The following is a 23199-nucleotide window of genomic DNA, read 5'->3' as shown; positions in this document are numbered from 1 at the left end:
CCACGGTTTGCCCGCCCCGATCCGGGAAAGGTCCGGGGTATGGGGTTTTCAGCTTCGATCACGGTGGCCTTGTTCGATCTCGACGGTGTGCTGACCGATACCGCACAGGTGCACCGGCGGGCCTGGAAGGAAACGTTCGACGCGTTCCTGGCCCGGCGGCTCGGCGACGGGTACGAACCGTTCGGCCCCGAGGACTATCTGCGGTACGTGGACGGACGACCACGCGCGGACGGGGTACGGGAGTTCCTGCGCTCGCGCGACATCACGCTGCCCGAGGGCGAACCCGCCGATCTGCCCGGGGATTCCACCGTGCACGGGATCGGCAACCAGAAGAATCAGCTGCTGCTGTCGGTGATCGACCGCGACGGGATCGTCGTCTATCCCGAAGCGCACGACTACGTGTCGCGACTGCGCGCGGCAGGGCTGGGCATCGGGGTGGTCACCTCCTCGGCCAACGCCGAGGCCGTGCTCGCGGCCGCGAAGCTGGCGCCGCTGGTGGACGTCCGGATCGACGGCGTCACGATCGCTCGCGACGGCCTGCGCGGCAAGCCCGCCCCCGACTCGTTCCTCGCCGGTGCCGCCGCCCTCGGCGTGCGGCCGGAGCACGCCGTCGTCTTCGAGGACGCGGTGGCCGGCGTGGAAGCCGGTCGCGCGGGCGAGTTCGGCTACGTGGTCGGCGTCGACCGGGTGCGCGACGGCAAACACGCCGACGCGCTGCGTGCGGGCGGCGCCGATATCGTCGTCACCGACCTGACCGACCTCGAGGAGCAGTGATGGCCGACGACAAGGGTTTCGAGATCGCCCCGTGGGAACTGCGCTGGCGCGGACTGGATCTGGAGGCGCTGCACCGCACCGAGTCGATCTTCGCGCTCTCCAACGGGCACATCGGGCTGCGCGGCAGCTTCGAGGAGGGCGAGCCGGTGGGCAAGCCCGGCACCTACCTCAACGGCTTCTACGAGACGCGCGAATTCCCCTATGCCGAAAGCGGTTACGGCTATCCCGGGAACGGGCAGACGATGGTCAACGTCACCGACGGCAAGATCATCCGGCTGCTCGTCCAGGACGAACCGCTGGACCTGCGCTACGGGACGGCGACCGAGCACGAACGGGTCCTGGACTTCCGGTCCGGCACGCTGCGCCGCCACACCGTGTGGACCTCGCCCACCGGCCGCCGCGTGCGGATCACCTCCGAGCGGCTGGTGTCGTTCACCGATCGGGCATTGGCCGCGATCCGCTACGAGGTGCAACCGCTGGACGACGATCTCGATCTGGTCATCCAATCGGATCTGCTGGCCAACGAACCGGTGCCGTCGCAGGCCGGTGATCCGCGGCTGGCCGCGGAGCTGGATCATCCGCTGGTCGCGGACTTCGCGGCGGCCCGGGATCTGAGCGCGGTGCTGGCCCATCACACCCGGCGGTCCGGGCTGCGCCTGGCGGCGGGCATGCACCACGAACTGCGCTCGGCCCGCGAGCCGCGCTGCGACGTGCACGCCGAGGACGATCTGGCCCGGCTGACCATCGCCGTCGACGTGGCCCGGGGCGATACGCTGTGCCTGACCAAGTATCTCGCCTACGGCTGGTCCAGCCGCCGGTCCACCCCGGCCCTGCGCGCCCAGGTGGACGCCGCGCTGGCCGCGGGCCTGGAAACCGGCTGGGACGAACTGCTCACCCGCCAGCGCGCCTACCTGGACACCTTCTGGGACCACGCCGACATCGAGATCGACGGCGATCCCGAACTCCAGCAGGCGGTGCGCTTCGCCATGTTCCACGTGCTGCAGGCCGGGGCGCGCGGGGAGACCCGTGCCATTCCGGCCAAGGGCCTCACCGGGCCGGGCTACGACGGGCACGCGTTCTGGGACACCGAAACCTATGTGCTGCCGGTGCTGATGTACACCAACCCGATCGCCGCCGGTGACGCGCTGCGGTGGCGGCACACGACCCTGGATCAGGCCCGGCAGCGCGCGCACGAGCTGGGCCAGCCTGGGGCGATGTTCCCGTGGCGGTCGATCAACGGCGAAGAGGGCTCCGGGTATTGGCCGACCGGTACGGCCGCGGTACACGTCAACGCCGATATCGCCGACGCGGTGGTGCGCTATCTCGCCGCCACCGGCGACGAGCGCTTCGAAACCGAGTGCGGCGTCGAGTTGCTCGTGGAGACCGCGCGGTTGTGGGCCGGGCTCGGGCATTTCGACTCCAGCGGGGTGTTCCGCATCGATCGGGTCACCGGGCCCGACGAGTACTCGGCGCTGGCCGACAACAACACCTACACCAATCTGATGGCGCAGCAGAACCTGCACGAGGCGGCCGAGGCGTGCGCGCGGCGGCCCGAGATCGCGCGGCGGCTCGAGGTCGAGGACACCGAGATCGCGACCTGGCGCGACGCCGCCAAACGCATGGCGGTGCCGTACAACTCGGAGCTGGAGGTGCACGAGCAGTCCGAGGGCAGCACCCGTCAGGCGCGGTGGGATTTCGACGCGACGCCGCCGGAGAAGTACCCGCTGCTGCTCAACTACCACTATTTCGACCTGTATCGGAAGCAGGTGGTGAAGCAGGCCGATCTGACGCTGGCGATGTATCTGCGCCCGGAGATGTTCACCCCCGAGCAGAAAGCGCGCAATTTCGACTACTACGAGACGCTCACGGTGCGCGACTCGTCACTGTCGGCGTGCCCGCAGGCCGTGCTCGCCGCCGAGGTCGGCCACCTGGACCTGGCCTACGCCTACTTCGGCGAGACCGCCCTCACCGACCTGCACGACCTGCACCACAACGTCTCCAACGGCCTGCACATCGCCTCCCTGGCCGGCACCTGGATCTGCTGCGTCGGCGGCTTCGGCGGCATGCGCACCGCCGGCGGCAACCTCTGCTTCTCCCCCCGCCTCCCGGCCGAACTCGACCGCCTCGCCTTCCGCATCCTCTGGCGCGACAGCCGCATCTCCGTCGAAATCACCCCCACCGCAGCCACCTACCGCCTCCTCTCCGGCCCACCCCTCCCCCTCCAGCACCACGGCTCCCCCTTCCACCTCACCGATTCCCCCACCACCCTCGACATCCCCCAGCTCCCTGAGAAACCCTGGCCCGCCCTCCCGAAGGGCCGCGCCCCCTACGACCGCAGCAACGGCTGCCGCCACACTCCGTAGCAACCCTGCATGAACACGAAAACGAGGAGACCGGCATGCAGGGGCGTGGACAGCAGGCTCACGGCGCCGGTGAATCCGGCGATCAGAATCGCCGCGGCCAACAGCCAAGCACCCGCGAAGACGCAGCCGAGCACAGTGCGCGCGGCGCCCGTCGGCGCTGCCCGCCACGTCAAGGCGAGTCCGACGACCTGCACGACGAACACCACCGCCATCGCGGCCACGACCACGGGCGCGCCGGCTGCGTCGGCCACCACGCTGCCGAAGCCCAGGCCGATGCTCAGAATCATCGACATGGCACCGACCTGGATCAGCAATCTCCGGCGATGCCGCTCGCGGCGCTGACTCGGAGATTGCAGAACCGGCACGACTCCCCCTGAAACCGCCTGTGGCACAACGACTGGCGAAGCCAGCTTAGCGTCAGGCTCGGGTGTCGGTGGTGACGGGGCGGCCGGTGGCCAGGAGCAGGAGGTCGAGGATGGGGGCCTGGATTTCCTCGGGGCCCGTGCCGTGGGTGAAGGTGGTGTCGGTGGCAACGAGGCGGGTGCCGCGCAGGCGCTTGCGGGCGCCGTAGAAGACGGATTTCAGGGCGTACTCGAGCGGGGCGACGACGCGCTCGGGTGGGGTGCGGTAGTCGCGGCCGAGCGGGCGGGCGATGTCCTGGCCGTGCACGATGATGTCGACCAGCGGGTCCAGGACGCCGGCGCCGGGTGAGCGGCGGTGGCAGTCCGCGCTCTCGCGCAGTTGGGTGAGGAGCTCGGCGGGGGTGAACTGGGCGGCGCGCCGGATCGCGGCGTCCGCGTTGGCCCGGTCCCAGTTGCCGCGGGCCCGGATCACGTCCACCAGGGTGCCGCGCAGGCTGTCGCGGGTGGACAGGGTGAGGTGCGCGAGCACCTGGTGCACGTTCCAGCCGCCGCACAGCGACTGGCGCTCCCATTCCGCGGCGGTCAAACCGTCGAGGAAATCGGCGAGCGCCAGTCGCTCCGCGCGGATCTGCTGCTGGATCAGGTCATGGTCCATGGTTTCGAGTCTCCCGGTAGCAGGTGTGTCCACCATGCAGACCGGGCAGCGCGCCGAAATTCATCGGCGCACTCAGGGAAACCAGGCGTCCAGCCGCATCGCGGTCGGAATGCTGCCGCTGATCCGCATCCGGCGCGTCGCCAGCAGATGCACGCCGTTGGCCTGGCGGGCGATCAACCGGAGAAAGGGCACGTCACCGAGGGTGATGGTGACGACCGGCTCGGCCGGGGTGGGGCCGGGCGCGGCGGTACACACACCGTGCCGGATGTGCATGTCCCAGGCGTCGGGCCCGCCGCCGATCAGCCAGCGGATGACGACGTCGACCTGCGCCGTCTTGCCGGAATCGACGCCCGCGCACCAGATCTCGAAGATCCGCGCGAGAATCCGCGCCCGCTGCTCCGGATCGTCCATGAGCCGGCGCAGGTCCCGGTCCGAGGACGAGGTGACCAGCTGCTGGAACTCGGCTTCGGTGGTGTCGCTGTTCACCGGCCACCGCCCAGCCGCTCGGCGGGCCGCCGCCGGACCTGGTCGAGCAGTTTCCCGCCCTCGGGCCCAACGACGCGCTGATACCCGGATCCGAGCACCCGCTGGATCAGATCCAGCAGCCAGGCGTCCTTCCCGACCAGTACCCGGGCGCGGCCGGCCCGGACACCGGCCAGGATGGTCCGGGCCGCCGCGACCGGCGACACTCCCGGGTCCCGGTCGAACGCGGCCGCCAGGACATCCACATCGATGCCGGCGGCCGCGTCCGAGTTCCGCACGATGGCGGTCTTGACGCCGCCCGGGCACACACAGGTGACGCGCACCGGGTGCCCGGCGGCGCGCAACTCCATGCGCAATGCCTCGGTGTAGCCGCGCACCGCGAATTTCGCGGCGCTGTAGGCACTCTGGCCGGGGAACGCGACCAGCCCGAACACGCTGGAGATGTTGACCAGGTGCCCGTCGCCGGAGGCGATCAGATGCGGCAGGAACGCCTTGCTGCCGTGGGCCACGCCCCAGAAGTTCACCGCCAGCACCCGTTCCAGGTCGGCGAACTCGGTGTCGAGCACCTCGCCGGTGAACGAGATGCCCGCGTTGTTGATCACCAGGTGCACCGCGCCGAACTGCGCGGCCACCCGGTCGGCGTAGGCGGTCACCGCCGCCCGGTCCCGCACGTCCAGGGTCTCGGCGCGGACCTCGCCGCCGAGGTCGCGCACCTGCTGCACCGTCGCCGCCAGCCCGACCTCGTCGATGTCGGAGAGCGCCAGCCGCGCGCCGGAGGCGGCCAGCTGCCGGGCCAGCGCCTGCCCGATCCCCGAGCCCGCGCCGGTGACCACCGCGGTCTTGCCGACGAATTCGCTCATCGGCCGTCACCGCCGACCTCGACCAGCGGCGGCGCGCTGATCCGGGCGCCCTTGGCCGGGGCGAAGGCCACGTGCTTGGAGCTGGCCGCCTCCGGCGCCTGCCGATCGGTGACGATCGCCCGCTTGGCCAGCAGCACGCGCAGCACCTCGGTCGCCTCCATCAGCGCGAAGTTCGCGCCCACACAGCGCCGGGCGCCGCCGCCGAAGGGTGCCCAGAGCCCGGGCGGGATCGGGCCCTCGAGGAATCGTTCGGGCCGGAACCGGTGCGGCTCGGGGAAATTCACCGGATCGTTCTGCACGATCCCGATCATCGGCATGACCGTGCTGCCCTTGGCCAGCCGGAAGCCCTCGAGTTCCACGTCCTCGGTGAGCGTCCAGGTCACCTCGAAGATCACCGGGTGCATCCGCAGCGACTCCTTGACCACCGCCTCCAGGTACGCGGTGTCGTCGAGCACCGCGGCCTTGGCGGCCTCGCGCGCCACCTGCTGATCCCGGGCCAGCTCGTGCAGCGCCCAGGCCAGCCCGGTCGCGGTGGTCTCGTGGCCCGCGATCAGCAGCGTGATGAGCTGATCGCGGATCTCGAGATCGGAGAGCCCGTCCGGGCCGCCGCCGGCCACCAGCAGCCGCGAGAGCACATCGGTGCGCTCGCCGAGATCGTCGGCGGCGCGCCGCTCGGCGATCACCTCGTAGACGAGCGCGTCGATCTGCTCGACCAGCCGCATCGCGGCGCGCCACGGCCCGACGCGGTGCGCGCCGGGCACATTCAGGCCCATCAGGACGATCAGGTCCATGTCCAGCAGCCGGCCCAGCAGCGTGCGCATCCGGTCGAAGCGCGGCCCGTCGGCGATGCCGAAGGTCACCCGCGACATGATGTCGAGCGTCAATTCCCGCATCCGGTCGTGACTTTCGAAGGTCGCGGCCACCGGCCAGCTGTCCACCTCGGCGTGGGTCAGCTCGCGCACCATGTCCTGGTAGCCGCGCACCGCGTTGCGCCCGAACAGCGGCGCCATGAGCTTGCGCAACCGCTTGTGCTCGTCGCCGTCGACCATGAACACCGACTTGTGCCCCATCACCGGCGCCATCACCCGATTGCCCTCGCCCGCCGAGAATTTCGCCGGCGGCGCGGCGAACATGGCGGCGATGTGCTTGGGATCGTAGAGCAGGACCACCTTGCGCCACGGGTAGACGTCCACCGAGACGACATCGCCGAACTTGGCCCGCAGGCTCGCCGCCCAGCGGTGCCGCCACCAGGTGAACACCACCGACTGCACCACCGCGGGCAGCCAGGGCCCCGGGGGCGCGGCCAGCAGCGTGCCGCGCCCGGTTTCGATCCGTTCCATCAACATGTTTCGGGTCTGCCTTTCACTCCTGCTCCGCCGTGCCGGTCACGCGAGGAACAGCCCGTGCTCTTCCATCTCACCGATGCACTTGGCGAAGGCGTCGGCGATGTGGTCGAGGTCGGCGGTGGTGTGCGCGGCATTGAGGAACATGCCGTGCAGCTCGGGGAAGTAGACGCCGTACTTGCGCATGTAGTACGCCAGCGCCAGGCTCGCCTTGATGTTGGTGCCGGCGATCTTGTCGCGCACCAGCTTCGGGGTCGCGTAGTCGAAGGCGATGTTGAACATCGAGTGCGAGCCCTTCACCTTGCAGGCGATGCCGAGCTCGTCGGCGGCGGCCTTCATGTCGCCGATGAGTTTCTGGGTGTTGGCCTCGAGCTCGGTGTAGATGTGCTGGTTGGCGCCCAGGTATTCCAGCACCGCCTTGCCGGCGGCGGTGGTGATCGAGTTGCCGGACATGGTGCCGCCGACGAAGGCGCGCTCGTCCACGTCGCGGAACGGGTCGCCGGTGGTGCGGCCGGTCTCCATGAATTCCGGCCGGCCCGCGACCGCGCCGCAGGGCAGGCCGCCGCCGATGATCTTGCCCAGCGCGGTCAGGTCGGGGCGCACCCCGGCCAGGTGCTGCGCGCCGCCGAAGTGCACGCGGAAACCGGTGACCACCTCGTCGAAGATCAGCACGATGCCGTGCCGGGTGCAGGTCTCGCGCAGCTGGGTCAGGAACGCGGTGTCATAGCTCAGCGTCGCGCCGGGCATGGGCTCGACGATGACCGCCGCCAGCTCGTGCGCGTGCTTTTCGATGGTCTCGAACGCCGAGGGGTGACCGTACTGCAGCAGCACGGTGCTCTCGGTCACGGCCTTCTGACCGCCGGCCGAATTGATCGGCGCGGGCTGGTATTTCGCGCCGCTGAAAACGAACCAGGAACTGACCGTGCCCTGATCGGAGAACCCGTGGTAGTGGCCCTCGAACTTGGCGACCCGATCCCGGCGGGTGTGCGCTCGCGCGATGCGCAGCGCCACCTGCACGGCCTCGGTGCCCGAGTTGCACAGCACCACGTTCGACAGCGGGTCGAAGGCGTCGGCGATGATCTCCGCGAGCTCGAGTTCGGACTGGTTGCCCATGGCGTTCACGCCGCCCTTGGCCGCGGCCTTCTGGATCGCCTCGACGGCGACCTCGGGGGCGTAACCCAGGATGTGCGGGCCGTAACCGCAGGACAGGTCGATGTACTCGTTGCCGTCGATGTCGCGGACCTTCGAGCCCTTGGCCTCCTCGATGATCATCGGGTACTGGCTCGGCATCACGTAGCGGTCCAGGTGCGTCGGCGCGATCAGCGCCCGCTCCGGGTTGTTCTTGGCCGCAATCGATTTCGGGCTCATTTTGCCGATGACCTCGTCGAACTCGGCCTGCAGCTCGGCGTTCATGTACGGGGAGTACTTGTCGTTGAAGCGCCGGGCGTTGGCCCAGATGTCGATCTCGGGGTCGACCACCGTGACGAAGCCCTCACCGGTGAGGAAGGCCAGCGACAGCAGGGTGAAGCGGGTGGTCGGCCGGGCGCCGTAGCTCGCGACCAGGTTGCTCGCGTCGTCGAAGAACGACATCGTCGACCAGCGATCGCTCTGCTCCTTGAAGTGATGCGCCAGAATGGCTTCCAGCTTCCGGGCGTACTCCTCCCAGTGCTGGTCCAGGGTGCCGCGGTCGTCGATGAACGCGTCGGTGAACCGGCTCACGGCCAGATGCCATTCCTGGCGGGTGCAGGCGAAGTAGAAGGCCGCCAGGCCCCACTTGTCCTCTTCGTTCAGCTCGCCGACCAGACCGAAGTCCAGCACCACGATCTCGCCGTTGGCGCGGAACATGATGTTGCCCGGATGCGGGTCGACGTGGAACAGGCCGTGGAAGTAGGCCATGGTGTCGAACATGTCCTGCAGCCGGCGGGCCAGCTCCGGGCGATGCTCGGCGTCGATGAGCTCGTGCACCTTCTCGCCGGAGACCGCCTCGACGAACTCCATCACCAGCACCCGATCGCTGGAGTACTCCTCGTAGACCCGGGGCACCCGCACGAACGGATGGGAGATGAAGTTCTCCGCGATGGCCTGCTGGCGGCCGGCTTCGGCGCGCATGTCGGTCTGGCCGGTCAGGTAGGGGCGCAGTTCGCCGAACAGCGCCGGGGCGTCCAGCTTGCGGACCGCCGGGACCAGCGTGTCGGCCGCGCCGAGCAGCACGCCGAGCACCGCCGCGCTGGCCCGCAGCCGCTCCGGCACACCGTGCTTGACCACCTTGAGCGCGACCTTCTCGCCCGTGATCAGCGTGGCGCGGTGCACCTGCGCGACCGAGCCGACCGCGACCGGCTCCCAATCGAAGTCGGCGAACAGTTCGCCGACCGGCGCGCGCAGTTCCTGGCGCAGCGTCTCGGTGAGCTCGGCCCGGCTCATCGGCGCGAGCCCGGAGAAGAAGTCGCGGAACTCGTCGGTGGCGTCCTTGGACAGCAGGCCGGTCTGGGTGCCGAGCACCTGGCCCGCCTTCACATACAGCGGACCCATCCGCAGCAGGTAGCCGCGCAGCAGCCGGGCCGCCGCCTTGCGGTCGGCGCCCTTCTTGGCCGCGCCGCTGAAAACGTAACGGGCGCCGTACAAACCGGTCCACCACAGCAGGCGACCGGCCTCGACGGCGGCCAGACCCGGGGCGGCCAGGTTGGATGTGGATTTCGCGTTCATGTCATTCCTCCAGAGTTCTCAGAGCCCGTAGGGCGCGCAGGCCGCGACGAAGTAGCCGTCGGCGGCAAGGAACAGGGCGTGGCGGGCGTTGCCCCGCGGTTCGGCGTCCAGCCAGGCGCGGTAGGCGAACGGCAGCGCCGCGCTGTGCGGGTCCGCGTGCGTGTCCGGCGTGTGCACCTCGTCGATACCGGCCGCGGCGGCAACGGTTTTCGCGAAACCGGGGCGCGGTTCGCTCGCGAGCAGCACGCACTCGCCCGGATCCAGGCCCTCCTGCTCCAGGCAGCGGACCACGACCTCGGTCGCGATATCGAGGCCGCGCTCCTGGGCCGCCTCGTCCGGCGGCGTCAGCGCCAGGACGCGGGAGCCGTCGGATCCCATGGTCGTCAGCGGCATGTAGCCGGTCGGGACGCGCGGTGCGGTGGTGCGGGCCCGGTAGACCGATCCGAAGCCGGTCTCGTCGGGGCTCGGGCCGACCAGCACCGCGGCCGCGCTGGTCAGGTACGGGAACTCCGGGTTCTCCAGCCGGGACGGGTGCCCCTCGCCGGCGACGATGACCGCCTTGCGCGGGCCCGTCACCGCGGCCATCTGCACCGCGTCCAGGAACCCGCACGGCCCGTTCATGATGTCGAAGGACAGCGCGGGCGAGCGCTGCCCGTGGTACTGCAGATTGATGCCGGCCTTCTTCTGGATGAGCGCGGCGACGGCGGGCTCGACGATGTTGTCGTCGCGGTGGATGCCGGTGTTCAGCAGCAGCCCCACCTCACCGTTGTCGACACCCGACCGGTCCAGGACCTCCCGGACGGCCAGTGCGGAGCGTTCCACCGAGCTCGCGCCCGACGAGGCGCCGAGGGTGACCGAGGAAATAATCGATACGCGCATGATCAAGCCTTCAATGCGGAGACACGAACGGACATGTGGCCGTACACCATTCCGGAGGCGGACGGCACGATCAGGACCTTCTGGCCGGGCGCGATGGTGCCCCGCTTCAGATGGTCGTGCAGAGCGATGAAATGCGACGTGGACGCGGTGTTGCCGTAGCGCTCCAGCACGGTGAGACTCTCCGGCGCGGGCCGGCCCGACTCCCGTTCGAGCAGCGCGTTGATGTAATCCAGCGCTCGGGCGCTGAACTGGTGGTGAATGATGAAGTCGAGTTTCTCGGCGTCGATGTCACCGCCCCGCTCACGCAGGTAGTCCAGGTACCAGGTGATGCCCTGGAGATAACGCTCCTCGGTGTGCATCGATTTGTTGTCGGTGTACATGGCCAGGCCCTGGCTGTAGCGGCTCGGACCACCGATGCAGAATTCCGCGTAGGACGCCGAAGTCATCAGGTCGACATAGTCGATGATGTCCGCGTCGTCGGTGGCGCGGTCCAGCATCACGCACGCTCCGGAATCACCCACCGAGAGCGAGGCGAATTGCGGATCGTATTTTTCGGATATTTCCCGCGCCGCGGTCTCGGCGATCGGGGTGATCTGCTCGCCGCTGACCACGATGCCGTTGCGGACAACACCGGCCCGAATCATGCGGTCCACCAGCATCACACCGGTCACCATGCCCGCGCAGGCATTGCAGATATCGAACGCGATCGCCTGTTTCGCGCCGATGCTCTCGGCCAGCAGCGCGGCAAAGGAGGGTTCGAAACTGTAGTACTCCCGGCCGATCGTGCGAGTGATCGAAACGGAAATGACGATGTCGACCTCGCCGGCCGTGTACTGCGATCGGGACAGGCAGTCCCGAATCGCATTCGTGGCCAGGACGAACGAGTCCTCGTAGTTTTCCGGAGAATTGTCGTACACCCGGCGTTCACTAACGCCGGTGAGTTCTTCGAGCGGCGGAAGTTTACCGCCGTTCAAACGTTCGGTATCGATCCGGCCGAGCAGATCGGCTGTGGTGACCGACGTTTCAGGCAGATAGGTACCGATCGACTCGATCCTGCTGTGAATTTCACTTTCCGAACGCATCGGATCAGCTCCGTTTCGGCTTCTGGAGGTGGCTCAGAATTTCCGTCGAGGCCAATCGCGCCTCTGCACTTCATCTTTCGATATCGGTCACGCCCGGGTCAACAAAGCACTCGGCCGGCCATACCGAAGAATGGCCGGCCGATGCTCTGGAATAGTTTGTTCAGGAATTGCTCGCGATAGTGAGCGTCTGCTCGTCCAGGCGGTCGCCGACCCGGGCCGCGAAGCGCCGCCAGGTCTCCGCGTTCTGTTGTGCGAGTTCGAGGATGAGGTTGAGGCAGTGCTCGGGCAGTTGCTCGGCCAGCTCGGCCGACTCGACCGGCGTGCGCGGCGCGGCGTCGAGCCAGCGCAGCAGTTGCCGCCCGGTCTCGGACAGGCGCAGCGACGGATCGCGGCGCAGGCTGTCCATCATCGAGGGCACCGACCGCATGGTGGTGACCGAATTGTCACTGGTACGCAGCGGATTCGGCGCGGGCGCCGCGGCCGGCGCCGGCTCGCGCAGCCGCCGCACCCGCCCGTCCCGGCCGAGCCGGCGCGAGGTCTGGGGAATTTCCCCACCGGCCCGCCGCCGGATCGCGCCGACCGTCTTGTGATCCAGCCCCGCGACGGCCGCGACCCGGCGGTCCGACCACAGGGGGTACATCACCATCAGGCGCAAGGCCGCGGCCTTGCGATCTTTCAGTGTCAAGGGCAGGCCGTGCTCGGAGTTGGCCTCGACGGCCAGCACGAAGGCCTCTTCGGCGCTGCCCTCGAAGAACCTGACCCGAATAGCCTGCTGCCCTTTCGATTTCGCCGCGTGCAGCCGGTGCAATCCGTCGATCACCTGCATGGTGCTGCGGTGCACCAGAATCGGCGGCAGCGGTGATTCCACTTGCGCGAGCATCTGGGCGTGCGCGATATTCACCTCCCGCACCCGCAGAAATTCACCGCGGGCGAGCGCCGCGATGGGAATATCCACGACATTCCGCGAAACCCCGACCCGGGCGAGCCGGTCGGAGGCACCATTACCGTGCGTGACGCGAGCCGTAGCCTGTCCGTTCATACGCAACCCCGAAACATTAGAACCAATAGTCCGTCACACACTCGGGCCAATCTATCGCCGATATTCTGGACGACACTCCGGTGTGCCGAACCGCCTGTTCGGGACCAGCCGACGCGAAAAGTATTGCATGCCGGTAACTTTCAGACAACAATTCGGCCGCCCCGATTACGGAGCGGCCGAATGCGTCGGAAACCGGCTGGTCTGTTAACCGGATTCGACCCGGACTTTTTCCCGGACGTTCACCGGGACGCCCTTTCTGCCGAACCTCGGGTACCACCAGTTCCAGCGACTGAATATCTGCATCAGCGCGGGCACCAGCATCAGCCGGACGATGGCGGCGTCGATGGCAACCGCTACCGCCAGTGAAAATCCAATCTGTTTGTCCTCCAGCATATGTGCGGTGACGAAACTGCCGAAAACCACCACCATGATGGCGGCCGCCGTGGTAATCGGCCGAGCGGTGTGCGCGAGCCCGCCGGCGACCGCGCTCTGGTTATCGGCGCCGTCGTCGAATATCTCCTTGATCCGGCCGATCAGGAAAACCTCGTAGTCCATCGACAACCCGAACAACACGGCGAACACCACGGTCGGCAGGAACACCTGGATGAAACCGCGGCTCTCGAAGTCGAACAGGGCTTCGCCGAGGCCCCACTGGAATACCGCGACCGTAATGCCCATGGCCGCCGCGATGGCGAACAGGTTCATCACGATCGCCTGCACCGGCAGCAGGATGCTGCGGAATACGACGATCAGGAACACGAACGAACTGGCGAGGACGAGTCCGAACACCCAGGGCGATTTCGTCCCGATCTCGCGCGAGAAGTCGACGTACTCCGCCGTCTCGCCGCCGACCCGCAGATTCGGGCCGCCGTTCGCGCTGACCGCCCGCACGTCCGAGCGCAGCTGTTTGACCAGGGCCGTCGCCTCCGGGGAGTCGAAGGGCACCTTCAGGATCACCGTCGCCACCATGCGCCCGCTGTCGGAGGCCTCCGGCAGCACCGAGGAGATCCGCGCGTCGCTCTCCAGTTTCGTGGCGAACGCGCTGAACCGTTCCTTCTGGGCCTCGGTCATCGCGCCCTCCACCGGACCGGTCGCCACGATCTGGACCGGCGCGAGCAGGCCGCTGGCGAACTTCTGCTCGATCAGCTTGGCGGCCTTGCCCGAGGGCTCCTCCTTCAGTGCGGCCACACCGGCGTCGATGCCGAACTTGGCGCCCATCAGCGGTGCGGCCGAGAGCAGCAGCAAGGCCGTCGCCGCGACCGCGAACAGCCACGGCCGGCGCATCACCAGCCGGGCCCAGCGCGCCCACACGCCGCCGGTGGAATCGGCGCGCGCCTCGGGCGGCAGGAATTTCGCGGGCAACGCGCCGGAGTTGATCCGCCGCCCCAGCCCCGCGAGCACGGCGGGCAACAGTGTGAGCGACACCAGCAGCGCCGCGGTCACCGACGCGGCGACACCGCAGGCGATCACCCGGAAGATGGGCACCCGCACCACGAACAGCGCGCCCAGCGAGATCATGACGATCAGCCCGGACGCCAGGATGTTGGTGCCGGTGGTCGCCATGGTCGCCGCGACCGCGTGCCGGGTGCGCTCGCGCACGTCGCCGATCGTGCTCTGCGCCAGCTCTTCCCGGAACCGGCTGACCAGGAACATCGAGTAGTCGATGCCGACGCCGGTGCCGATCATGGTCGCCACCGCGAGCACCAGGGTGTCGAAGTGCATGAAGGTGGACAGCAGATAGATCAGGCCGTAGGCCCCCGCGATGCCCGCGAGCGCCATGCCGACCGGCACCGAGGCCGCCACCAGCGCGCCCATCGAGAGAATGAGCAGCACCAGCGCCACCGGCAGGCCGATCAGCTCGGCCTTGGTGGTGTCTTCGACACCGACGCGCACCTGGTCGTTCTGCATCGGCGTGTGCCCGGACAGGCCGACCCAGATGCCGCCCGCACTGTGCTGCACCGTCTTTCGCGCCAGTTCGTTCGCGAGCTCGGCGCGTTTGTCCGCGTCGCCCTTGATGCCGACGATCGCGATCGCGGTGCGCTTGTCGTCGGAGACCAGCTTGGCGGGCATCCCGTCGAAGGGGCCGATCACCTCCGAAACCCCTTTGATACGACGGACTTCGGCGAGGACGACGTTCACCTTGTCTTGATACTCGGCGGTGTCGGACGTACGGTCACGACCGTCGAAGACGATGACGTCCTGTTCGGCGCCGATGGCCGGGAAGTGGCGCGCCAGGATCTGCCGGGCCGCCGCGGATTCGGCCTGGTCGACGCCGAATTCCGGTGCCTGCAAACGGTGTTCGAGAGCCGGCACGGCCATCGCGCAGACGGCGAGCAGCAGCGCCCACAGCACCAGCGTCGCGCGCCAGTGCGCGGCGACGAACCCGCCCCAGCGGTGCGCCATCCCCGGTGGCGGCGGCGCGGGGGCGACCACCGGTCTTTCGTCCAACTGCGTCATGTCCGCGCCTCCAACCTGGAAGTGACTCTCAGATATCCGTGAGTGTATGGCCCTTTATCGCCATCCTGCAAGTCACTTTCCGATTTGTTCAGCCGGTTGTAGGCTCGACGAATGTCTCGTTCAGCGCCGAACGCCTCCCCCTCCGCTCGCCCGAGCACCGTGTGGGAGCGCAAGAAACTGCAGGCCATGCGCGAAATTCAGCGCGCCGCACTGGACCTTTTCGACGAGCACGGGTTCCGCTCGGTGACCGTCGAACAGGTGGCCGCCGCCTCCCACGTCTCCCCCAGCTCCATCTACCGCTACTTCGGCACCAAAGAGGCCCTGATCCTCTGGGACGAGTACGACCCGAAGCTCATCGAGCTGCTCAGCCAGAACAGCGACAGCGTGGTCACGCCGCAGGCCTTCGTCGAGGAGATCCGCGAGGCCATGCCGGCCCTGGTCGGCGAACTGGCCGGCGACGAGGAGCGCATCCGGCGCCGGATGCGCTACGTCGCCAGTGAGCCCGACGTCCGCGACGGCCTGGCTCGCGAGACCCGCCGGCTCGAGGACGTCCTGCGCCAGGTGGTCGGCGCGCGCATCGGCCGCGACCCCGACGATCTGCAGATCCGCCTGCTCTCGGCCATGCTGGCCTGGGGTTTCGACGCGGCCCTCGACTACTGGGTGCAGACCGATTTCGATCTGCCGCTGGCCGACGCGCTCGGCTACGCCATCGAGGCCCTGACCCGCAGCGCCGAGGCCGTGCTCGGTTTTCCGGTCCCCCGCAGCCAGGGCGCGCGTCACAAAAACTGAAAGTTGCTAGCAATTTCTCGGGGGAGACGTATAGTCGAATCAACCTGATAGTCACTGTCAGGTTTCTGTCAACTTCGACTGGGGAGGTTCCGCGATGACGAAGATCCTGATGCTGGGTGGCGCCGGACTGATGGGACGGGCCGCCGCACGCGTGCTCGCCGAGGCCCCCGTGGTGCAGCACCTGGTGGTGACCGACCTGAGCGCCGGCCATGCCGAAACGGTCGCGAAGAGTCTGGGCGAGAAGGTGTCCGGGCTCGGGCTCGACGTCACCGACCGGCGGGCCCTGCGCGCCGCCCTCGCCGACTGCGACCTGGTGCTCAACACCGTCGGCCCGTACTTCCGGTTCGGCGTGCCGATCCTGGCCGCGGCCATCGAGGCCGGGCGCGACTACATCGACATCTGCGACGACTGGGAACCCACGCTGGCCATGCTGGAGATGCACGAGCGCGCCCGCGCCGCCGACGTGGTCGCCCTGGTGGGCATGGGCGCCAGCCCCGGTGTGTCCAATCTGCTGGCCGTCACGGCGGCCCGCGAACTCGACACGGTCGACTCGCTGGTCACCGCCTGGAGCGGCGAGGACTCCCGGGAAGCCGGGCCGTCCTCGGCCAAACGCCCGAACGCCGCCTACCTGCACGCGATCCACCAGATCACCGGCACCATCCGGGTGACCCGCGACGGCGCGCTGACCGATCGTCCCGCCCTGGAGACGGTCACCGTCGACTATCCGGGCATCGGCGCCGGAAGCGGTTGGAGCTTCGGGCATCCCGAAGCGGTGACGCTGCACCGCGCGTTCCCGGAGTTACGCCACAACACCAACCTCATCACCGGCGGCCGCTTCCTGATCACCATGTGCCGGGCGTTGCGGGTGTCCGTCGATCGCGGGCTGCTCGCGCCCGAGCGCGCCGCGCACCTGGCCTACCGCAGCCTGGGCATGCTGCCCGAGGGCAGCATCGGATCCGGCACGCTGCCACCGCTTTTCGCCCTCGCCACCGGCACGCGCCACGGCGAACCCGCGACCGCGGCGACCGCGCTCGCCCAGGTGCCCGGACGCACCATGAGCGTGAATACCGGTGTGCCGCTGGCGGTCGCGGCGCTGCAACTGACGACGTTGGACGCCGCGCCCGGTGTGCACACGCCGGAAACCCTGCTCGACCCCGACGCTTTCTTCGCCGCCCTGGCCCCGCACTGCATCGGCGGGCCCGCGCCCGCGGCGATGACCGCCACCACCCGATCCTGGTGCAGCCCGGCCGAGAACGCCGCGAGCCTGCAGGCCTCGCTGCTCACCGCGTTCTTCGCCGCCGACCCCGGCACGAGCTGAGTCCACCGGTGCGGCGGTCGGCCGCTCCCGGCGGCGTGTGCCATCATGCGGCACACGCTTTCTCGAAAGGACCTGCGCATGACCCGGCGGCCGATCTCCCGACGCTCCCTGCTCGCGATGAGCGCCGCCGCGGTGGCGAGCGCGGGTCCGGCCGGGCGGGCGACGGCCGAGCCGGTCGATCCGTTCGCCGCGGCCGTGCAGGCCTACGTCTTCGGGTATCCGCTGGTGCTGATGGACCTGACCCGGGCGGCGTCGGTGGCGCGGGTGCCGGTCAACCAGCTCGTCAACGTCGCCGCGACGCCGACGCCGGACAGCACCTATGTGGTCCGCCCCAACCTGGACACCCTGTATTCGCAGGCGTGGCTCGATCTGCGCGCCGAGCCGGTCCTGCTGCGGATGCCCGCCGTGCCCGCGGGCCGGTACTGGTTGATGCAGGTGCTGGACATGTGGACCAACAGCGCGCACGACCCGAGCAGCAGCGCGCCGCTGACCGGCGCGCCGCACACCTACGCGATCACCGGGCCGCAGTGGCGCGGCAGCCTGCCGCACGGCGTCGTCGAGCTGCCGATGCGGACCGCCTCGGCCTGGCTGCTCGGCCGCGTCCAGGTCGGCGGCCCGGCGGATCTCGCGGCGGTGCACGAGATCCAGGCGCGCATGCGACTGAGCCCGTTGAGCCGATGGGACACGGACGCCGCGGGCATCAGCGTTCCCGCGCTGGCCGGTGGCGGCCCGCGCCCGCCGGAAGTCGTGGCGAGCATGGACGCCGACACGTTCTTCCACCGGATGTGCGCGGTGATGGGTGACAATCCGCCCGCGCCCGAAGACGCGCCGGCGCTGCGACGGTTCGCGTCAATCGGCATTACGCCAGGTCGCTACACCCCGACGGTCGCCGGCGGTGTGCTCGATCGCGCGCTCGAGGCGGCGAAAGCGCAGATCAGCGCGACGCTCCTGGGACAGGTTCTAGACGGGGCCAACAATCGCTGGTTCGCGCCGAAAGTGGTCGGCGTCTACGGCACCGATTACCTCGCGCGCGCGGGCATCGCCCAGGTCGGCCTCGGGGCGAATCTGGCGCGCGACGCCGTCTATCTGAGCACGCAGGCGCTCTCCGCCGGGCCGCTGCGACGCTATCGGCTGCGCTTCGCCCCAGGTCAGCTGCCGCCGAACGACGCCTTCTGGTCGCTGACCGCCTATACCGACGAGAGCTATCTGGTGCCCAATCCGGCCGGGGTCTACGCGCTCGGCGGGGACCGCGTGGTCACGAACCCAGACGGTTCGGTCGATCTCGCCGTGCAGGCCGAGGATCCGGGTTCGGCCGTGCCGCAGGGCAATTGGCTGCCGATCCCGGCCGCCGGCCGATTCAGCCTGACCATGCGGATTTACGCGCCGAAACCCGAGGTGCTGGACGGGCGCTGGCAACCGCCCGCGCTCACCCCGCAGCTCTGACCGGCCCCGCCTGTCTGGGTCGGTAGGGCCCAGAGAATGCAGGTCACAACGATTTTGTGAGAGTTCATGTGACCGGGGTCAAACTCTTTTCACTGCGCCAAATCCAAGATCATCACTGTGATACGTTCACGCCGCGGTCGGTGCCCAACCACCACCGCCCCCACCCAGCCCGTCGGCCGACGACAGCCCGGCACCCAACCTTGCTGCGGCGCACCGTCGGCCATGCCGCTATGCCCGAAAGAAGACCGTGTTCGCATTTCTCACCCGTGTGCTCACCCTCGCGTTGAGCTTCGTCGCCGTGGGCATGTTCGCCGCACCGAGCCATGCCAATCCGCTATATCCCAGCCCGGATCCGGATCCCTTCTACTCGGTGCCGCCCGATCTCGCCGACCGCGAGCCCGGCGACGTCGTGCGCACCCGCAAGATCGACACCGGCATGTACGTCGGCACCGAGGGCTGGCAGGTCGCGTTCCGCTCCACCAACTCCTCGGGCAACGCGATCCTGGGCGTCACCACCGTGCTGCTGCCCCTGGGCGTGCGCAATCCACCGCTGGTCTCCTACCAGGCGCTGATCAATTCCCTGGGCTCGCAGTGCAATCCGTCGCGGTCGCTGTTCAACGGCGAACTGCAGGACGCGCCCGGCGCGATGCTGCCGATCGGCCGCGGCTGGGCCGTCTCGCTGCCGGACTACCTGGGCCCCAACGTCGCCTACGGCGCCGGCAAGCTCAGCGGCATGGTCACCCTGGACAGCGTCAAGGCCGTGCAGCGCGCCGGCGAACTGGGACTGGGTAATTCGCCGGTCGCCATCGCCGGATACTCCGGCGGCGGCATGGCCACCGGCTGGGCCGCCGCGCTGCAGCCCACCTACGCACCGGATCTCAAGCTCGCCGCGGTGGTCGCGGGCGGCATCCCCGCCGACCTCGAGCAGATGGCACTGGGCCTCGGCTTCGAGCCGCACCCCGGTTTCGGCCTCGCTTTCGCCGCGGCCATGGGCCTGGAGCGGGAATACCCGCAGCGCCTGCCGATCTCGGATCAGCTCAATGAAAAGGGCCTGTGGTTCCGGGATTTCACCCATGACGCGTGCCGTCGCTTCCTGCTGTTCCACGGCGCCTTCCGCAGCGCCGACCAGCTCGCCGCCTCCAAGAGCCTGATGGACAGCCCAGTGGCACGAGAAGTGCTGCACGAGAACAGCTTGCGCTACTACGACGGCGTCCCGACCGCTCCCACCTACATCTGGCAGGGCCGCTACGACACCCTCACCCCCTACAACACCGTCGCCGAGACCGCCGATCGGTACTGCCGTGCCGGCGCACCGGTCAAGCTCGTCACCTATGACATCGCCGAGCACATGACCGCCGCCGCGGCCGGGTTCGCCGAGGCCTGGAACTACGTCGAGTCCCGCTTCCGCAACGAGCCGGTTCCCACCAGCTGCTGAGTGCGGCGTTCCGGGGTGGCGCCGGCCACCCCGGAACTCATCGTTCCAGCCCCAGCGCGCCCGCGATCTCGCGCAGGCACTCCTCGTAGACCGGCTCCGGGTCGGAGTAGGCGAAATCGAGCTGGTGCAGCACCTCCATGCACAGCAGGCCGTAGAGCCGAATCCAGCAGGACAGGAAGACATGCGCGGCCTCGGGCGGTAGTGCGCCCTCGATGGCCGCCGAATAGGCGCGCAACTGAGCGGCCAGCTCCCCGGGCAGCTCCGCCAGGTCCGGTACCGGGAACGGGTGCGTGCGCCAGAGCTCGACGGTCAGGTCGAGCAGAATCCGTTCGAACCGCTGCCCCGCCCGATGCCGGTCCGATTCCGGCCGCCGGTTCTCCGGCGTGATCGGCGCGGCGAAGATCCAGCCGAATTCCGCCGGATGCGTGATCGCCCAGCTCCGCATGGCCCGGCACACGGCCAGGATGCGCGCGCCCACGAATTCCCTTGCCCGCGCATCTCTTTCCCGCTCCATCGCGGCGGCCAGTTCGTCGAAGAAATCCGCGGTCACCGCGCCGACCAGCGCGTCGTGGCCGGCGTAGTAGTGATAGAGCGACGGCCCGCTCATCCCGACCTGCCGGGCCACCGCGTTGATGGTCACCGCCGCCGAGCCCTGTTCGACCAGCAGCGTGCGCGCGGCCTCGTGAATCTCGCGCAGCGTGGCCTCGCGTTGCCGCTCGCGCCTGCCGCCGGTCTGCGTCGACATCGTCACCTTCCCGCCGTTCAGCCGTACCCGTTGACATCCTAGAGCATCTTTGCTGTCCTAGAGTCTCTAGATAATCTAGAACCTCTAGGGAGAATCATGAGACGTTGGTGGTGGACCCTCGTGCTGGTCGTGGCGGCGGTGTGGTGGCGGCAATCCCGCAGAGCCGCAACGCGGTCCGGCGGGAGCGTGCGATGAAGGCGCTCGTGGTCGGCGCGGGCATCGGCGGGCTGGCCGCCGCGGTGGCCCTGCACCAGCGGGGCTGGCAGGTCGAGGTGCTCGAACGCGCCCCCGAGATCACCGAAATCGGCGCGGGGCTCTCGATCCAGCCCAACGGGTTGCGCGCGCTCGACGTGCTCGGCCTCGGCGACCGGCTCCGGACCGGCGGGCCCGCCGGTCCACCGCAGGGCATCCGAAAGGCCAACGGCGCCTGGCTGATCCGCAACGACACCGCGGGCCTGACCCGGCGCTTCGGCACGTGGGCGATCGTCCATCGCGCCGAACTGGTCGACATCCTGCGCGCGGCGCTCCCCGCGGACGCGCTGCGGCCGGGCGCCGAGGTGCGCGCGGTGCAGCCCGACGGCACCGTACGGTACGCGGGCGGCGCCACCGCCGCGGATCTGGTGATCGGCGCCGACGGCCTGCACAGCGTGACCCGGCGTTCACTGTGGCCGCACGCCGCCGCGCCCCGCTACCTCGGATACACCACCTGGCGCCTGCTCACCGCGCCGCATCCACTCCCCGGGACCGCCGAAATATGGGGCCGCGGTGAACGATTCGGCTACATCCCGATGCCGGACGGGCGCGCCTACTGCTACCTGATGGCCAACGCCCCGGCGGGCTCCGACATCGGCCTGGACCAACTGCGCGCCCGGTTCGCCCGCTGGCACGACCCGGTGCCCGCGCTACTCGAATCCGCCCACCCCGCGGCGGTTCTCCAGCACGACACCTACGAGCTGCCGAACCTGGACAGCTACGTCCACGGGCAGGTCGCCCTGCTCGGCGACGCCGCCCACGCCATGGCGCCCAATCTCGGACAGGGCGCCTGTCAGGCACTCGAGGACGCCGTCACCCTCGCCGCCGCGGTGGACGCGCTCGGCGTCGACGCGGGCCTGGCCGAGTACGACCGGCTGCGCCGGCCCCGGACCCAGCTGATCGCTCAGCTCTCCCGCCGGGTCGGCGCGCCCGCGCACTGGAATTCGGGCACGGCGACAGCGCTGCGCGACACGGCGTTGCCGCTGCTGCCGAGCGCGATGTTCGGCCGTTCGATCGTGCCCGCCTACGACTGGGCGCTGGAACCGGTCAGCTGAGCGACTTCAGCACCGCGCGGTCGAAGGGCACCGATTCGTCGAGGCGGCCCTGGAGCGCCTTGGTGACCCAATCGGGATTGGCGAGCAGCGCGCGACCGACGGCGACCAGGTCGAATTCGTCGGCCTCCAGGCGGTCGAGCAGCTGATCGATGCTCGCCACGCCCGCCTGCTTCTGCCAGCCGGCGGCGCCGACGAATTCCTGGTCCAGGCCGACCGATCCGACGGTGACGGTCGGCTTACCGGAAAGCTTCTTGACCCAGCCGGCCAGATTGAGGTCGCTGCCCTCGAACTCGGGCAGCCAGTAGCGGCGGGTGGAGGCGTGGAAGGCGTCGACACCCGCCGCGGCCAGCGGGGCCAGGATCTGTTCCAGCTCGGCCGGGGTGTCGGCGAGCTTGGCCTCGTAGTTGCCGGACTTCCACTGCGAGAGACGGAAGAACACGGGGAAGCCGGGCGAGACGGCCGCGCGCACCGCTTCGACGATCTCCACCGCGAACCGCGCCCGCGCGACCGGGTCGCCGCCGTAGCCGTCGGTGCGCTGGTTGGTGCCGCTCCACAGGAAGCTGTCGATGAGATAGCCGTGCGCGCCGTGCAGTTCGACGCCGTCGAAACCGAGGCGCTGCGCGGCCGCGGCCGCATCGGCGTAGGCGGCGACGGTGGCGTCGATGTCGGCCTGGGTCATGATTTTTCCGGTCGGCTGACCGTCCAGGCCGATGCCGGACGGGCTGTCGGCGGGCGGCTCGGTCGCGGTGCGCGCCACCCCGGTGTGCCACAGCTGCGGGATGATCCGGCCGCCGGCCAGGTGCACCTGCTCGGCCACCCGCGCCCACCCGGCCAGCGACTGCTCGCCGTAGAAGTGCGGGACGCCGGGGTAGGCGGCGGCCTCGACCCGATCGATATAGGTGCCCTCGGTGACGATCAGGCCCACATTGTTGGCGGCCCGGCGGGCGTAGTACTCGGCGACATCGGGACCGGGCACACCCTCGGGCGACATGTTGCGCGTCATCGGCGCCATCACGACGCGGTTCGCGACGGTCAGGTCGCCGACCGTGAACGGCCGGTCCAGCAGGCGGCGGATCCGTGTGGTGTCTACTACCGAGGTCATATCGTCTCCAGACTCGGCGCGGCCGAGGTCGGCGAAAGGGCAACGCGCTCGAGCTGGCGA

The 23199-nt window shown here is 69.3% G+C and carries 19 protein-coding genes; 7 read left to right on the top strand and 12 right to left on the bottom strand.

Annotated features, from left to right (window positions below):
- Positions 1-39: 39 nt before the first annotated feature.
- Both AB0I43_RS19005 and AB0I43_RS19000 read left to right on the top strand, forming a co-directional pair.
- Positions 40-774, top strand: a complete 735-nt coding sequence (locus tag AB0I43_RS19005; protein WP_356979720.1) for a beta-phosphoglucomutase family hydrolase — start codon at positions 40-42, stop codon at positions 772-774.
- Positions 774-3137: a glycosyl hydrolase family 65 protein gene (locus AB0I43_RS19000; RefSeq protein ID WP_356979722.1), complete on the top strand. Its 2364-nt coding sequence runs from the start codon at positions 774-776 to the stop codon at positions 3135-3137. Before AB0I43_RS19005 ends, AB0I43_RS19000 begins: the two co-directional genes overlap by 1 nt.
- Here AB0I43_RS19000 and AB0I43_RS18995 read toward each other — a convergent pair.
- The 10 genes from AB0I43_RS18995 to AB0I43_RS18950 form a co-directional block, all read right to left on the bottom strand.
- On the bottom strand, positions 3101-3430 hold the full coding sequence (locus AB0I43_RS18995) for a hypothetical protein (protein ID WP_356979723.1): 330 nt from the start codon (positions 3428-3430) through the stop codon (positions 3101-3103). The two genes, AB0I43_RS19000 and AB0I43_RS18995, sit on opposite strands and share 37 nt — an antisense overlap.
- A 124-nt stretch (positions 3431-3554) precedes the next feature.
- Entirely contained in the window at positions 3555-4154 is a 600-nt protein-coding gene (locus tag AB0I43_RS18990) for a maleylpyruvate isomerase family mycothiol-dependent enzyme (protein WP_356979725.1), read from the bottom strand.
- A gap of 72 nt (positions 4155-4226) precedes the next feature.
- The gene (locus AB0I43_RS18985) at positions 4227-4640 is read right to left on the bottom strand and encodes an SCP2 sterol-binding domain-containing protein (RefSeq protein WP_356979727.1); all 414 of its coding nucleotides are present in this window, start codon (positions 4638-4640) and stop codon (positions 4227-4229) included.
- Entirely contained in the window at positions 4637-5497 is an 861-nt protein-coding gene (locus AB0I43_RS18980) for an SDR family NAD(P)-dependent oxidoreductase (protein ID WP_356979729.1), read from the bottom strand. Before AB0I43_RS18980 ends, AB0I43_RS18985 begins: the two co-directional genes overlap by 4 nt.
- Positions 5494-6837, bottom strand: coding sequence for a cytochrome P450 (locus AB0I43_RS18975; protein ID WP_356979731.1), 1344 nt, complete (start codon positions 6835-6837; stop codon positions 5494-5496). Before AB0I43_RS18975 ends, AB0I43_RS18980 begins: the two co-directional genes overlap by 4 nt.
- A 45-nt stretch (positions 6838-6882) precedes the next feature.
- Positions 6883-9543 (bottom strand): aminotransferase class III-fold pyridoxal phosphate-dependent enzyme, encoded by a 2661-nt coding sequence (locus AB0I43_RS18970; RefSeq protein WP_356979733.1) that lies wholly within the window; start codon positions 9541-9543, stop codon positions 6883-6885.
- Positions 9544-9561: 18 nt separating this feature from the next.
- On the bottom strand, positions 9562-10422 hold the full coding sequence (locus AB0I43_RS18965) for a hypothetical protein (protein WP_356979734.1): 861 nt from the start codon (positions 10420-10422) through the stop codon (positions 9562-9564).
- Between the two features lie 2 nt (positions 10423-10424).
- Positions 10425-11504, bottom strand: a complete 1080-nt coding sequence (locus AB0I43_RS18960; RefSeq protein ID WP_356979736.1) for a 3-oxoacyl-[acyl-carrier-protein] synthase III C-terminal domain-containing protein — start codon at positions 11502-11504, stop codon at positions 10425-10427.
- A gap of 160 nt (positions 11505-11664) precedes the next feature.
- Complete coding sequence (locus AB0I43_RS18955; protein WP_356979739.1) at positions 11665-12459, bottom strand: ParB/RepB/Spo0J family partition protein; 795 nt, start codon at positions 12457-12459, stop codon at positions 11665-11667.
- A 288-nt stretch (positions 12460-12747) separates the two neighbouring features.
- Positions 12748-15000, bottom strand: a complete 2253-nt coding sequence (locus AB0I43_RS18950) for an MMPL family transporter (RefSeq protein WP_356979740.1) — start codon at positions 14998-15000, stop codon at positions 12748-12750.
- Between the two features lie 111 nt (positions 15001-15111).
- Between AB0I43_RS18950 and AB0I43_RS18945 the strand changes: the two genes are divergently transcribed.
- From AB0I43_RS18945 to AB0I43_RS18930, 4 genes are all read left to right on the top strand, one after another.
- Entirely contained in the window at positions 15112-15789 is a 678-nt protein-coding gene (locus AB0I43_RS18945; RefSeq protein WP_356979742.1) for a TetR/AcrR family transcriptional regulator, read from the top strand.
- A gap of 94 nt (positions 15790-15883) precedes the next feature.
- Positions 15884-17107, top strand: a complete 1224-nt coding sequence (locus AB0I43_RS18940; RefSeq protein ID WP_356979744.1) for a saccharopine dehydrogenase NADP-binding domain-containing protein — start codon at positions 15884-15886, stop codon at positions 17105-17107.
- Between the two features lie 78 nt (positions 17108-17185).
- Positions 17186-18550, top strand: coding sequence for a DUF1254 domain-containing protein (locus AB0I43_RS18935; protein WP_356979745.1), 1365 nt, complete (start codon positions 17186-17188; stop codon positions 18548-18550).
- A gap of 304 nt (positions 18551-18854) precedes the next feature.
- Positions 18855-19985 carry a lipase family protein gene (locus AB0I43_RS18930; protein WP_356979844.1) on the top strand — a complete coding sequence of 377 codons (1131 nt, stop codon included), beginning with the start codon at positions 18855-18857 and terminating at the stop codon, positions 19983-19985.
- Positions 19986-20022: 37 nt separating this feature from the next.
- Here the strand turns inward: AB0I43_RS18930 and AB0I43_RS18925 are convergent, their stop codons facing one another.
- On the bottom strand, positions 20023-20730 hold the full coding sequence (locus AB0I43_RS18925; protein WP_356979746.1) for a TetR/AcrR family transcriptional regulator: 708 nt from the start codon (positions 20728-20730) through the stop codon (positions 20023-20025).
- 191 nt (positions 20731-20921) lie between these two features.
- Here AB0I43_RS18925 and AB0I43_RS18920 point away from each other — a divergent pair, with 191 nt between their 5' ends.
- Complete coding sequence (locus AB0I43_RS18920; protein WP_356979749.1) at positions 20922-22037, top strand: FAD-dependent monooxygenase; 1116 nt, start codon at positions 20922-20924, stop codon at positions 22035-22037.
- On the opposite strand, the gene AB0I43_RS18915 is transcribed toward AB0I43_RS18920, so the two are convergent.
- Complete coding sequence (locus tag AB0I43_RS18915) at positions 22030-23139, bottom strand: NADH:flavin oxidoreductase (protein WP_356979750.1); 1110 nt, start codon at positions 23137-23139, stop codon at positions 22030-22032. The two genes, AB0I43_RS18920 and AB0I43_RS18915, sit on opposite strands and share 8 nt — an antisense overlap.
- Between the last annotated feature and the right edge of the window lie 60 nt (positions 23140-23199).

This window comes from Nocardia sp. NPDC050435 (assembly GCF_040655395.1).
GTDB lineage: Bacteria > Actinomycetota > Actinomycetes > Mycobacteriales > Mycobacteriaceae > Nocardia.
Note: the sequence above shows the minus strand (reverse complement) of the source record. Positions and strands in the feature narration are given on the sequence as shown.

Excerpts from the sequence above, each read along its gene's own strand:
- AB0I43_RS18960 (WP_356979736.1), bottom strand. The coding sequence starts at position 11,504 with ATGCGTTCGGAAAGTGAAATTCACAGCAGGATCGAGTCGATCGGTACC.
- AB0I43_RS18975 (WP_356979731.1), bottom strand. The coding sequence starts at position 6,837 with ATGGAACGGATCGAAACCGGGCGCGGCACGCTGCTGGCCGCGCCCCCG.
- AB0I43_RS18930 (WP_356979844.1), top strand. The coding sequence starts at position 18,855 with ATGTTCGCCGCACCGAGCCATGCCAATCCGCTATATCCCAGCCCGGAT.
- AB0I43_RS18920 (WP_356979749.1), top strand. The coding sequence starts at position 20,922 with ATGAAGGCGCTCGTGGTCGGCGCGGGCATCGGCGGGCTGGCCGCCGCG.
- AB0I43_RS18970 (WP_356979733.1), bottom strand. The coding sequence starts at position 9,543 with ATGAACGCGAAATCCACATCCAACCTGGCCGCCCCGGGTCTGGCCGCC.
- AB0I43_RS18940 (WP_356979744.1), top strand. The coding sequence starts at position 15,884 with ATGACGAAGATCCTGATGCTGGGTGGCGCCGGACTGATGGGACGGGCC.
- AB0I43_RS19000 (WP_356979722.1), top strand. The coding sequence starts at position 774 with ATGGCCGACGACAAGGGTTTCGAGATCGCCCCGTGGGAACTGCGCTGG.
- AB0I43_RS18945 (WP_356979742.1), top strand. The coding sequence starts at position 15,112 with ATGTCTCGTTCAGCGCCGAACGCCTCCCCCTCCGCTCGCCCGAGCACC.
- AB0I43_RS18965 (WP_356979734.1), bottom strand. The coding sequence starts at position 10,422 with ATGCGCGTATCGATTATTTCCTCGGTCACCCTCGGCGCCTCGTCGGGC.
- AB0I43_RS18990 (WP_356979725.1), bottom strand. The coding sequence starts at position 4,154 with ATGGACCATGACCTGATCCAGCAGCAGATCCGCGCGGAGCGACTGGCG.
- AB0I43_RS18995 (WP_356979723.1), bottom strand. The coding sequence starts at position 3,430 with ATGTCGATGATTCTGAGCATCGGCCTGGGCTTCGGCAGCGTGGTGGCC.
- AB0I43_RS18925 (WP_356979746.1), bottom strand. The coding sequence starts at position 20,730 with ATGTCGACGCAGACCGGCGGCAGGCGCGAGCGGCAACGCGAGGCCACG.
- AB0I43_RS18950 (WP_356979740.1), bottom strand. The coding sequence starts at position 15,000 with ATGACGCAGTTGGACGAAAGACCGGTGGTCGCCCCCGCGCCGCCGCCA.
- AB0I43_RS18980 (WP_356979729.1), bottom strand. The coding sequence starts at position 5,497 with ATGAGCGAATTCGTCGGCAAGACCGCGGTGGTCACCGGCGCGGGCTCG.
- AB0I43_RS19005 (WP_356979720.1), top strand. The coding sequence starts at position 40 with ATGGGGTTTTCAGCTTCGATCACGGTGGCCTTGTTCGATCTCGACGGT.
- AB0I43_RS18915 (WP_356979750.1), bottom strand. The coding sequence starts at position 23,139 with ATGACCTCGGTAGTAGACACCACACGGATCCGCCGCCTGCTGGACCGG.
- AB0I43_RS18935 (WP_356979745.1), top strand. The coding sequence starts at position 17,186 with ATGACCCGGCGGCCGATCTCCCGACGCTCCCTGCTCGCGATGAGCGCC.